A 12594-nucleotide genomic window follows, 5' to 3' on the forward strand; every position below is an offset into this window, starting at 1 on the left:
AAAGGTCATATTAATGATAACTCTACGAAGACTAAAATTAATCTCTTTTGTTCGTCATGCTTAAATCATTATTAGCTGTTATTGATCAACACATAGTCGAAATCAAAGCAGATGCGCGTGGTTATAAATCTGGCTACCAATCTAACAGGGTAAATATATATTTTGACAAGCAACTAAGAACTTATGAAATCATTCATAGCAAATAAACAATTCTATAATTCACTCGACATGAAAAGCCAGCCTAGTCATCGTTTGCTGTCATTGGTCTTCATCGTATTTCTTTTTATTACCTTTGTAGGGTTAAATCTCTTTGCCGAACGCACTCAACTTGAAGATCTTTCAGAAACCGGCGAAGGCGACACAACCAAACAAGTTATCTTAATTGGCTTGGCACTTCTGGTTAGTTATTTGGTTTTATTCAGAAAAAAAAATGACTTGCGCATACTTCCTCGGTTGATTCCAGGACCTATTCTTGTGGTATTGGCATGGTGTGGAATCACATTGTTATGGTCACCGGTTCCACTGATTGGGCTCAGGCGTTTAGGACTAACAGCATTAATCATTTTTACAATATTTACATTTGTACAAGGACTGGGCCCTTGGCGTGCTTTGCGATTGCTAGGTTTTTGTTTGATTGCTTTTGTAATGGCCAGCTTGATCTCGGGTCCCATTGTGCCCAACGCCGTACATCTTTCCGGAGAAAGAGATGCTGCACTTATTGGTGCTTGGCGTGGTATTTTCTATCATAAAAATCATGCAGGGATGGTTGCTGCGCTTTGTGTAATTTTTGGTTTTTTTCTTTGGCGAAGTGAAAACCGCAAAATTTGGTTAATCGCGATAATTTGTGGCGCGGCATTATTAATTCTGTCAAGATCAAAGACATCATTAGGTTTATTAATACCGTCTATATTAATTGGGTATTATTTCGAACAATACAAAAAAGCTAGAAGCAATAAACACCTATTGCTTATTTTACCTTTTTTTTTGTTAGTGTTGATTGGAATTGCAATTCTTCCTCTGAGTGACCAAATAGGTGACATATTTGATGACCCAGAAGCTTTTACTGGAAGAGTAGCTATATGGGATGCACTTGCTATGGTAATTAGTGATTATCCTGCCGGAGGAATTGGCTTTCAATCTCTTTATCAAGTTGGGGCTGATACCCCTTTACTGAATTACGCGTCAGGATGGATTTCATTATTAGCTCATGGACACAATGGCTATTTAGATATATTGGCTGCAACAGGAATTATTGGTTTTGCATTGTTTTTATTTGCATTTTTATTTAGACCATTGCGTCAAATAATTAAATCAAAACATATGCATCCTAAGGTTTCTGGGTTGATATTTTCTTTAATTACCTTTGTTATATTTCATAACTTTTTAGAATCCTCATTGCTAAATAAGGAAAAAGCGCTTTGGGTTACGCTTTTAATAATTTGTGCTATTGCGCAATCAGTTACCTACAAATCAAAAAATATTGGTTTTATTTATGGTTCACCAAGTAAAATATAGCGTCGTTGTTCCTGCTTATAATAGAGGGGAATTTTTGCATAAGCTGTTAGATTCAGTTTTTAAACAAACTTACCAAAACTTTGAGTTAATTATTGTTGATGATGGTTCTACTGATAATACCAGAGACTTAATAAAATCAAATCAAGACGCCAGAACTAAATATATTTATCAAGATAACGGTGGCGGCTCTAAAGCACGGAATACTGGCATTGATGCTGCCCAAGGTTATTATATTGCTTTCCTGGATTCCGACGATGCATTTATGCCAAATCACCTAGAAAATGCATTAACTGTTTTAGAATCAGGCGACAATCTTTGCACCTATACACAAGTTATCGTCGATCGTGGCGACGGTGTGACATTTCTTAAACCACCACGCGCATTAAATCCTAATGAGCCTATCTCGGATTATTTAATGCGCGATAGGGGATTTATACAAACAAGCACTCTGATCGTACCAGCAGAACTTGCAAAAAAAGTTAAATTCAATGAAGAAATCAGCTTTGGTCAAGATACCGATTTCGCCATACGGTTAGCAAGCGCCGGTGCAGAATTTCGCATGCTGCCTGAACCTGGGGCAATTTGGAATGATGAATGGAACCAAAACCGTCTATCGAGTAAACGTAAACATGAGCAGCGGATACTCTGGCTAAACAAAATCAAGCCCATGATCACCAAAAAAGCTTATTGGGCCGACATGGGATGGCATGTTGCCAAAGGATTCGCTCAACATGGCGAACTATTCAAAGCGCTTAATCTTTATTTGAATGCCGTGGTTAGAGGCAGCTATCGCCTAAAAATGGCAATCGTTGTTTTCTTGCAGGTAGTGCTGTCCGCTAACGCCTACCGTAAATTGGCTGATTCCCTTGCTCGTTTTGGAGTTGCGCCTTGACCAAAAGTATCCAGCAAATTTTCGTGCTATTGTTCGTTATTTCAGCCGTTCTATTGGTAATGACCACTCAGGCCGCCACCTATGAAGGCCGCGAACCCGATGCGGAATGGCGGAAACAAGCCAACCAGAAGATAGAGGCTAATCGAAAAGCTGATGTCACCGTCATTGTCTTGAACAAAGACGGCAATGCAGTTGAAGGTGCCCAGGTTCGAGTCGAAATGACCCGCCACGCCTTTCCTTTCGGTGCGGCAGTAGGCGCCACACGGTTAATGTCCAAAGGAGACGATTCCGACCGCTATAGAGAACTTATTTCCAAGCGATATAACAAAGTCGTTTTGGAGAATGACTTGAAATGGGATCAATGGGATCAAAGCAAGATTAATCCAGCCGGCAGTAAATATTATTATCCGGAGACAATGGCCGCCCTCAAATGGCTCAGGCAAAAGAATATCCAAGTTCGCGGACATTATATAGGTTGGGGACCGGTGGAGCGACTGGAGACCTACAAGAAATATAAAAACGATTCAGATGCGTTTCGCAATGCGCTCTTCAATCACATAAAGGAAAAAATTCCCCGAGTGGGTGATCTGGTGAGCGAGTGGGATGCTGTCAATCATCCCATTGGCTGGAGTGAACAGCTTATTACGTTAGGGAGTATGTATGGTCAAGGCATCTATGTCGATATTTTCAAACTGGCTGGAGAACTCAATCCTCACGCTCGACTTTATGTCAATGAAGGCAGTCTTCTGCCGACTGCGAAGTACAATCAGACCATGCGTGATAACTATGCCAAGCTCATCCGTTTTCTTCTCGACAGCGGAGCGCCTTTGGGCGGAATAGGCTTCATGGGGCATTTCGATCACGATAAGTTGACTCCGCCCTCGAAACTTATACAAATCTTCGATAGCTTCGCTGCATTCGGACTGCCTCTGCAGGTGACCGAGTTCGATGTGCGGTTCGGCAAGAAGGGTGAGCCCTACGATTTTTCCGATGATGAGCTTCAATTGCAAGCCGACTACACCCGCGACTTTATGACGGCGGTGTTCAGCCATCCGGCGGTAGAAGGCATCGTCATGTGGGGATTTTGGGAAGGTGCCCATTACAATCCGAGCGCCGCTTTATATCGCAAAGACTGGTCGATCAAACCCAATGGCAAAGTCTGGGAGGATCTGGTTTTTAAGCAGTGGTGGACGGATGTGCATGGCAAAACCGATGCAGACGGCACTTTTAAAACCCGCGGTTTCTTGGGAGAGTATGAAATTACCGTCGAACATCAAGGCAAAACGCTTACTCAATCAGTCCGGCTGCAGAAAGGCGGCAGCAAAATTACCGTTACTCTTGAATAATCACATGGATTAAAAGGATTGATATTATGAAAATTACAGTATTTGGCAGCGGTTACGTAGGTCTTGTCACGGGAGCCTGTCTGGCTGACGTGGGCAATCAGGTGATGTGTATGGATGTCGATCAAACCAAAATTGATCGTCTGAAAAAAGGGATTATCCCGATTTACGAACCGGGCCTGGATGAAATGGTCAAGAACAACATGGAAGCCGGCCGCCTCCATTTCACCACCGATCCTAAGGAGGCGGTGAATTTCGGCCTGTTCCAGTTCATTGCGGTGGGAACGCCTCCGGATGAGGACGGTTCCGCCGATTTGCGCTATGTGCTGGCGGTAGCAAAAAGTGTCGCCGAACATATGAATGATTACAAAATCATCGTCGACAAATCCACCGTTCCAGTGGGGACTGCCGACAAGGTTAGACAGACAGTCGCTGAGGTATTGGCGCAGCGCACCGATTCATTGGAATTCGATGTCGTATCCAACCCTGAGTTTTTGAAAGAAGGGTCGGCACTGGACGATTTTATGAAGCCTGACCGTATCATCATCGGCACTGACAATCCGCGCACAACCGAATTATTGAAAGCGCTGTATGCGCCCTTCAATCGCAACCGGGAACGGGTCATTGCAATGGATATCCGCTCGGCCGAACTGACCAAATACGCCGCCAATGCGATGCTGGCTACCAAGATCAGCTTCATGAACGAATTAGCCAACCTTGCCGAACGGCTCGGTGCTGATATCGAAAATGTTCGCCACGGCATCGGGTCCGACAGCCGGATTGGTTATAGCTTTATTTATCCCGGTTGCGGCTACGGAGGTTCCTGTTTCCCAAAAGATGTCAAAGCATTGGAGCGTACGGCCAGGGAAATGGGTTATCACGCCGAATTGCTCTCCGCGGTGGAAAATGTCAATGACCGGCAAAAACAAAGACTGTTCGAAAAAGTCTCCTCGCACTATCCTGGCGGGATCAATAAGAAAATATTCGCGTTGTGGGGTTTGGCCTTCAAACCCAATACCGACGACATGCGCGAAGCACCCAGTCGCGTATTGCTGGAAGCATTGATCGACGCCGGCGCCACCGTGCAGGCCTACGATCCGGAGGCACTGCAAGAAGCCCAACGCATTTACGGCAACAAGGCCGGCCTGAAATATTGCTCCAAACAGGACGATACCTTGAAAAACGCCGACGCGTTGATCATCTGTACCGAATGGAAGCAATTTCGCAGCCCGGATTTCGACAAATTGAGAGACGTGTTAAAAGACAAGGTCATTTTCGACGGCCGCAACATGTACCCGCCGAAGCTGGTGAAACAAAGTGGGTTGCAATATTACGCCATTGGACGGTGAATAGTTTATAAATTTTCTGTTAAGTAGCTGTCATTATGCCCTTCTATAAACTCAGGGCAAACGGCATGTTGTTGATTCCGGTTATGGTGAGCTTGCCGAATCCTGAGGGAATCAATATATTCCGAGTTTCCTTAAAAATACCTTAGCTTTTTATTTTTAGAGAACCAGGTTAGAAACTTTTTTCATGGCCTGATTCTTTGCTAGGGTTTATTCAGTGCCGCCATAGTTTGGAGTGAGAACAATGAGTAACAGATCTCTTTGGGTTGATTATGCTAAAGGCATAGGAATTATTTTGGTTGTATATGGACATGTTGCGCGCGGTATATTCAAAGCGGGTATACAATTTGATCCTTCTACCTACAATTTAGTAGATAGTATTATTTATACTTTTCACATGCCCTTGTTCTTTTTTTTAGCCGGTCTGTTTTTTCTTCAATCAAATCAAAAGACCAAGTCCATCAATCTGATACGCATTAAGGCCGAGACAATTCTATACCCATACGTATTGTGGTCACTCATTCAGGGCGGAATCGAAATTATACTTTCAAAATATACCAATGGACATATAGAAATAAATGAAGTACTCGCGTTATTGTGGAAGCCCCGTGCGCAATTCTGGTTTTTGTATGTTCTATTTTTTATGTTTGTGCTCTCAACTCTTCTTTATCGAAGATCTAATCTATTTTGGATAAGAAGTGTTTTTGTTTTTAGTTTATTAATGTACTTTGTGGGTACAAACATTCATTTAGCTTACCTTCCAAATAAATTGAGCCAATATTTTGTGTTTTTCACTCTTGGTGTTTTAGCCGCGTCAACAATGTTGAAAAACAATAACTCCTTAACCGGTTGGCTGACTTTTTTGTATGTATTGTTCGTTATAGGGCAATGGGTATTTCATTGGGTACTTAAATTACGATTCGACAGTAATGCGCCTACTGAAACTTTACTGATTGGAATAATTAGTGTTTCATTTGTCGTAGTGGCTTCGCAAAAATTGTGCCAATTGAATTTACAATGGATCGCCTATTTGGGCCGGAATTCGATGATTATTTATCTCATGCACATTCTTGCAAGCAGTGGATGCCGGGTTGTTCTGCAAAAAATATTAGGCGTGTCCGATACTGCTATTCATTTGTCAGCAGGCACTGTGGCCGGCCTTATTATTCCTTTACTTGTATTTTGGTTATTCAATCGCATTGGCTTCGTGGCTTTGCTCAAACCGCCAAAATTGCTCAGGTTTAGTAGAGCTGGAGCCCATTCATAAGGGGTTCCCGCCCAATTCGATTATGGACACCTGACTAAAGAAGGTGCGATGTACCTGGTTAAACAAGCCGGTTTAGCTGCTTATGGCGCTTTATAGCTCCTTCTGAGCGGAATGGAGGCGCAATTTCTATCCTGCCCTGGAGTTTCGGTTAAAATAACTTCCCTCTCTGCGTTTCCGCATTCAGCACCCCTAGCCGGGAGCGGCCTAGACGGCATTCCCTGCAATGCCGGGAATAGAGAAAAGTTTTTTTAATTCAAAGAATGGAAAATAAAGATGGCTAAAAAAACAGCATTAATTACCGGCATTACAGGACAAGACGGCTCCTATTTAGCCGAATTTCTGCTGAAAAAAGGGTATGAGGTTCACGGCATCAAGCGCCGATCCTCTTTATTCAACACCGAGCGTGTGGACCATCTCTATCAGGATCCTCACGTCTCCGGCCGCAATTTTATTTTGCATTACGGCGATCTGACCGACTCGTCCAATCTGACTCGCATCATTCAACAGACACAGCCCGATGAAGTTTACAATCTGGGCGCGCAATCGCATGTGGCGGTCAGTTTCGAATCGCCGGAATATACTGCCGATGTTGACGCCATGGGAACTCTACGCCTGCTGGAATCGATTCGCCTTTTGGGCTTGGAAAAGAAAACCCGATTTTACCAGGCTTCGACCTCCGAACTGTATGGCCTGGTGCAGGAAATCCCCCAGAAGGAAACCACGCCGTTTTACCCCCGCTCCCCGTATGCGGTGGCTAAGCTGTACGCTTACTGGATTGTGGTCAATTACCGCGAGGCTTACGGCATGTACGCCTGCAACGGCATTCTGTTCAACCACGAGTCGCCGCGCCGTGGCGAAACTTTCGTTACCCGCAAGATTACCCGCGCTCTGGCCAATATCGGCCAGGGTCTGGAAGACTGCCTGTATCTCGGCAACATGGACGCACTGCGCGACTGGGGTCATGCCCGCGATTACGTGGAAATGCAGTGGCTGATGTTGCAACAGGAGCAGCCCGACGATTTTGTCATCGCGACCGGCGTGCAATATTCGGTTCGTCAGTTTGTCGAATACGCCGCGGCGGAAATCGGTGTGACCTTACGCTGGGAAGGAAAAGGCGTCGACGAGTACGGCGTTGTGGCGAGCGTGACCGGCGGTAAGGCGCCGAAAATTGCCGTCGGCGACAAGATTGTGGCGGTAGATCCACGTTATTTCCGACCTGCCGAAGTGGAAACCTTGCTGGGCGATCCGACCAAGGCGAAGGAAAAGCTGGGCTGGCGGCCTACAACTTCGCTGGAGGAAATGGTCCGGGAAATGATGGTCTACGATCTGGAGCAGGCACGGCGCCATGCTTTGTTGATCGGCCACGGCTACAATGTGACGGTTTCCAAGGAGTAGCGCATGAACCAGGACACCCGTTTTTTTGTCGCCGGCCATCAGGGCATGGTGGGTTCGGCCATTTGCCGGCAATTGCAGGCGCAGGGTTATCATAACCTCATTACCCGCACCCGCGGCGAACTCGATCTGCTCGATCAGCAGGCGGTCCGCGATTTCATGCAGCAAGAAAAGCCGGAGTACGTGATCCTGGCGGCGGCAAAAGTCGGCGGCATTTACGCCAATAACGAGTATCCGGCCGACTTCATTTATGAAAATTTGATGATCGAGGCCAACGTCATCCATCAGGCTTACCTGGCCGGCTGCAAGCGCCTGTTGTTTCTGGGCAGTTCGTGCATTTATCCGAGACTGGCCGACCAGCCGATGACCGAATCGTCGCTGTTGACCGGCACGCTGGAGTCGACCAACGAGCCGTATGCGGTAGCCAAGATTGCCGGCATCAAGCTGTGCGAATCCTACAACCGACAATACGGCATCGATTACCGTTCAGTGATGCCGACCAATCTGTACGGACCTCACGATAATTTTCATGCCAAAAACAGTCACGTGATCCCTGCCCTTTTGCGCCGCTTCCACGAAGCCAAACTGGCGAATCTCGCCGAAGTGGAAGTCTGGGGCACGGGCCAGGCCAAACGGGAATTTTTGTACGTCGAAGACATGGCGGCCGCCAGCCTGCACGTGATGCGGCTGAACTCGGTCACCCTCGCGAAACATACCCATCCGATGCTGTCCCATATCAACATCGGCACCGGCAAGGACATTACGATCCGGTCGCTGGTTGATGAAGTGGTGCGGGTGACCGGTTATCAGGGCCGGGTCATCTGGAATACCCAAATGCCCGACGGCACGCCCAGAAAATTGATGGACGTTTCTCGCCTTGAATCCCTGGGCTGGAAATACCGTACCGAACTGCCGGAAGGTTTGCAATTGACTTACCAATGGTTTTTGGAAAATCAGGATCGGTTTCGGGATTCCTAATCGGGATTAGGAGTTTATTTTTCCTAGAACCTGGGCGGGACGAAGACTTGCCAGGTTTTAAAAACCTGCAGGTCTATGTTGGCAAGGGATGCAATGTTTCTGATTCAGAATATAGCTGAAAACTCTCTTGTGCCGGACGGGACATGCCTCCCGTCCGTAATCTTTGATGGTTTTGGCATTCAGGATGATTCGAGCGGGTATGCAGTTTTCAATCGTTTGGGACGGGATTATACCCCCCCGCCCCGCTCAGAGTAAAAAAACAATTCAACAGGAGCCAAGTATGCCTACGATCAGTATGTTTTATGGCATTTTAGTATCGATGTATTTGCTTGATACGCAAAAACATCATTCGCCGCATATTCATGTGCGTTATGCTGAATTTAAAGCGTCTATCGAAATACCTTCAGGTAATGTACTGGAGGCAGTTTGCCTGGCAAACAAATGAAGTTGGTTCAGGCTTGGATTGTCTTGCATGCCGATGAACTGATGGCTGACTGGGAACTTGCCGTTTCCGGTGAAACTCCTTATAAAATCGACCCACTGCGCTGAAACGTTTATCTTATGACACCCGATATCATTGCCGTTAAAGATTTGGCTAATTATGAATTGCTTGTCACTTTTGCCGGCGGAGAAAAGCGTCGTTTTTCCATGCGCCCATATCTTAACTACCCCGGTTATCAACTATTAAGGCAACCCGGAAAATTCCAGTTAGCGCACGTGTCGAATGGCACGGTGGCTTGGTCCGAGGATGTCGATATATCGCCTGATACGTTGTATATCAAAGGAGAGCCTGTTCTGTGACGCAGCACGCAATTAACCGACGCAAGGCAGCACCCATGCTTAGTGCAGGAATCGACACGCCTGTGCCGGACGGGACATGCCTCCTATACGTAATGTTTGACGGTTTTAGCATTCAGGATGATTCGAGCGGGTATGCAGTTTTCAAACGTTTGAGACGGGATTGCTATCCCCGCCCTGCTTGAGTTATGGCAAGGAGGTAAACAAGAGGGCATGCGCGAAGACAGGCGGGAGGACTGATAATTGTCCCCGTCTATTTGTTTATGTACAATATGTCTGTACAAATAATGGAGGTATTATGACAATTGAAACCACTTATAGCCAAGCGCGCGAGCAATTGAAAACGTTGATGGATCGCGCTGTGGATGATCATGAGGTGATTGTTGTGCGGCGCAGGAGCGGAGGGGCAGTCGCCATGATTGCGGCGGACGAACTTGAAAGCTTGCTGGAAACCGCACATTTACTGCGTTCACCCAAGAATGCGGAACGCTTGCTGACGGCATTGGCGCGGGCACGGTCGGAAAACGTGGCGCCGATATCGCTTGCAGACCTTGAGCAAAAGCTGGGGATCGATGAGTAACAGCGACCGCGTCGCTGTTTTTCATCCGGAATTTCTGGAAGACTTGCAATATTGGGTTGAAACTGACCGGCGCGTCGCCAAGCGCTTATTGGAACTTGTGAAAGCTGCGTTGCGCGCTCCCTTCGACGGCATTGGCAAACCCGAACCGTTAAAATATTTGGGACCGGAGGTGTGGTCCCGGCGTATCACGCAAGAACACCGCTGCGTTTATTTGGTCAAGCAAGACCGCATTGAATTCTTGCAGGGGCGTTATCACTATTAACAATACTTCTACGCCGGACAAGATATACATCCCGTCCGTAATGCTTGGAGGATAGGGAACTCAAGATAATCCGGGAGGTCGGCAGTCTTCAAACGTTTGCGGCGGACTTGTCCCCCTGTCCCGTTCGGAATTGAAGTTTTATCATACCAAAAGCTGACCTGCCAAAACTTTAGAAGAGTTTTTCATAGCCGTGCAGAGATATATTCTTTCGCCCAGGTTGGTGTACGAAGAGCAAATGAATTCGTTTCTTCTTAACAGGCAGTACTTTATCTGGCCCAGACCGGTGTGAAACCAATAAGATAAAGTGTCATGCCGGACTGCTGTAAAGATGTAACTTATTGACGCCACGGCTCTCTATTGCTATTGCCCTATTACTGATAACGCTCGTCGAACCTCCGTAACCAACCGAAGGCAACAGTTGTTGACTCATAAATTGTCGGCTTATCGTGGCCGCTACCATGGCTTTATTCTTACCCAAAGAGACGAGCCAGTTTCCGGGAATGCAATCCTTAACCTCATAATAGATATATTTTTTTGTTAGGCTTTTAAGCAAGAAACATTAAAAAGATCACATTTTCTTGAGGATGAGTTCGTTATGATTAGTCCATACCGGATGTATAAAGAATGTCGATAATAAATGACTTGGGTTGATTTAATCCGTTAGTCTAGCTGATTTATTCATGCGCAGCCTGTCACCCATGCATTTTGCACTATACTTAAGGTAACTAAACATTTTGCCATGTAGTTTAATGACTCACTTTGAGGAAATACTATGGGACTCAGAGGATTAGCCAAAGAATACGCATTTTATTTAAACTTGATCGCCCGCGTCATAGATGCAACATTGGTCTTTGTTGCAGGCTATCTGGCCTACTATCTGAAGTTTGGACTATCCTTGCTTTTGAATAGCGATTACAGCTCCGCAGTGATGGTGCAAATTTTGTTAACGTCCACCCTCTTTCCGTTTTTCGGCGTCTATCAATCCTGGCGGGGTAAAAATCTGACGGAACAGCTGTTTACAGTGATCAAAGCGTGGGGATTATCCTTTTTAATTTTAATCGCAATCGGAGCCTTATTTAAAAATAGCGAGGCCTATTCCAGAGAATGGCTGATTTACTGGGGCACTTATTGCTTAGTCCTGTTGCTGGGTTCCAAGCTGTTCATCTATAAAGTGATGCAGTCGATCAGAAAAAACGGAAGCAATGAACGGCGCGTGGTGTATATAGGTTCCGTAGAATCGATAAAAAAAATGCATCAGCGTATCGAGCACTCGACCTGGACCGGTTTTAAAAGCGTGGCCGGCGTCTCGCTCTATGAAGCGGATCGGGATAAGAAATTGCCCATCCGGCATGTGCACGGCTTGAACAACCTGAAACAGGCCATCAACGATTGCCGGCCGGATGAAGTGTGGGTTGTCACCCATATTACGGATCTGGAAATCGTCGGAAAGGTCAACAGCCTGCTGCATAATTGCACGGCCAATATCCGGTACATCCCCGACTTAAGCGATACCAAACTGTTTAATTATCCTTCCACTCAATTTCTCGGCATGTTGTCGTGGGAAGTCAGCGTCACGCCTCATACCGAAAGCCGCTACTTGATTAAATGGCTTGAAGATATCTTGCTGGGCACCTGCATTTTTATTCTGCTGACGCCTTTAATGCTGTTGATTGCTCTCGGCATAAAAATCACTTCGCCCGGTCCGGTCTTGTTTAAACAAAAACGGCACGGCTGGAACGGCAAGATCATCAATGTCTATAAATTCCGCTCCATGCACGTTCATCAGGAAGCGGAAGGGACGGTTACCCAGGCGACCAAAAACGATCCGAGAGTCACCAAATTCGGCGCCTTTCTAAGACGAACCAACCTGGACGAACTGCCGCAGTTCTTTAATGTGTTGCAAGGACGATTGTCGATTGTCGGCCCAAGGCCTCACGCCTTGGTGCACAATATGGAATACAGTGAAAAAATCACCGAATACATGCGCCGGCATAAAGTCAAACCGGGAATCACCGGTTGGGCTCAGGTGAACGGCTGGCGCGGCGAAACGGACACACTGGAAAAAATGAAAAATCGCGTCGAATGCGACTTCTATTACATTCACAACTGGTCGATCTGGCTGGACTTTAAAATCGTGCTGCTCACTGTGTTGCGTTCCTTTGTCGATAAAAACGCGTATTGACCGATTTGAAGCGGGTCGGCTCATTCAATAATTTATCTA

Annotated in this window: 11 protein-coding genes and 1 pseudogene; all 12 read left to right on the forward strand. The window is 46.2% G+C overall.

Annotated features, from left to right (window positions below; all coding sequences use genetic code 11):
- The first annotated feature begins 183 nt into the window (after positions 1 to 183).
- The 12 genes and pseudogenes from A3OW_RS27005 (at position 184) to A3OW_RS0107530 (ending at position 12555) form a co-directional block, all read left to right on the forward strand.
- Positions 184 to 1515 (forward strand): O-antigen ligase family protein, encoded by a 1332-nt coding sequence (locus A3OW_RS27005; protein WP_020562808.1) that lies wholly within the window; start codon positions 184 to 186, stop codon positions 1513 to 1515.
- Positions 1493 to 2407: a glycosyltransferase family 2 protein gene (locus A3OW_RS0107480; RefSeq protein ID WP_051091850.1), complete on the forward strand. Its 915-nt coding sequence runs from the start codon at positions 1493 to 1495 to the stop codon at positions 2405 to 2407. Before A3OW_RS27005 ends, A3OW_RS0107480 begins: the two co-directional genes overlap by 23 nt.
- The gene (locus A3OW_RS24375; RefSeq protein ID WP_020562810.1) at positions 2404 to 3753 is read left to right on the forward strand and encodes an endo-1,4-beta-xylanase; all 1350 of its coding nucleotides are present in this window, start codon (positions 2404 to 2406) and stop codon (positions 3751 to 3753) included. Before A3OW_RS0107480 ends, A3OW_RS24375 begins: the two co-directional genes overlap by 4 nt.
- Before the next feature lie 26 nt (positions 3754 to 3779).
- The gene (locus A3OW_RS0107490) at positions 3780 to 5099 is read left to right on the forward strand and encodes a UDP-glucose dehydrogenase family protein (protein WP_026223402.1); all 1320 of its coding nucleotides are present in this window, start codon (positions 3780 to 3782) and stop codon (positions 5097 to 5099) included.
- Between the two features lie 241 nt (positions 5100 to 5340).
- Positions 5341 to 6363, forward strand: coding sequence for an acyltransferase family protein (locus A3OW_RS0107495; RefSeq protein WP_020562812.1), 1023 nt, complete (start codon positions 5341 to 5343; stop codon positions 6361 to 6363).
- A gap of 273 nt (positions 6364 to 6636) precedes the next feature.
- Positions 6637 to 7758 (forward strand): GDP-mannose 4,6-dehydratase, encoded by a 1122-nt coding sequence (gmd, locus tag A3OW_RS0107500; protein ID WP_020562813.1) that lies wholly within the window; start codon positions 6637 to 6639, stop codon positions 7756 to 7758.
- A gap of 3 nt (positions 7759 to 7761) precedes the next feature.
- Entirely contained in the window at positions 7762 to 8733 is a 972-nt protein-coding gene (gene fcl / locus A3OW_RS0107505) for a GDP-L-fucose synthase (protein WP_020562814.1), read from the forward strand.
- A gap of 319 nt (positions 8734 to 9052) precedes the next feature.
- A pseudogene (locus tag A3OW_RS28515) lies at positions 9053 to 9174 on the forward strand (DUF4160 domain-containing protein); the annotation flags it as partial.
- Positions 9175 to 9294: 120 nt separating this feature from the next.
- The gene (locus A3OW_RS0107515) at positions 9295 to 9534 is read left to right on the forward strand and encodes a DUF2442 domain-containing protein (RefSeq protein ID WP_020562815.1); all 240 of its coding nucleotides are present in this window, start codon (positions 9295 to 9297) and stop codon (positions 9532 to 9534) included.
- 295 nt (positions 9535 to 9829) lie between these two features.
- Positions 9830 to 10111, forward strand: coding sequence for a type II toxin-antitoxin system Phd/YefM family antitoxin (locus tag A3OW_RS0107520; protein ID WP_020562816.1), 282 nt, complete (start codon positions 9830 to 9832; stop codon positions 10109 to 10111).
- Positions 10104 to 10373 (forward strand): Txe/YoeB family addiction module toxin, encoded by a 270-nt coding sequence (locus A3OW_RS0107525; RefSeq protein WP_020562817.1) that lies wholly within the window; start codon positions 10104 to 10106, stop codon positions 10371 to 10373. The genes A3OW_RS0107520 and A3OW_RS0107525 overlap by 8 nt, the downstream gene beginning before the upstream one ends.
- Before the next feature lie 772 nt (positions 10374 to 11145).
- Complete coding sequence (locus A3OW_RS0107530) at positions 11146 to 12555, forward strand: undecaprenyl-phosphate glucose phosphotransferase (RefSeq protein ID WP_020562818.1); 1410 nt, start codon at positions 11146 to 11148, stop codon at positions 12553 to 12555.
- The last annotated feature ends 39 nt before the right edge of the window (positions 12556 to 12594 follow it).

This window comes from Methylosarcina fibrata AML-C10, assembly GCF_000372865.1.
Taxonomy (GTDB): domain Bacteria; phylum Pseudomonadota; class Gammaproteobacteria; order Methylococcales; family Methylomonadaceae; genus Methylosarcina; species Methylosarcina fibrata.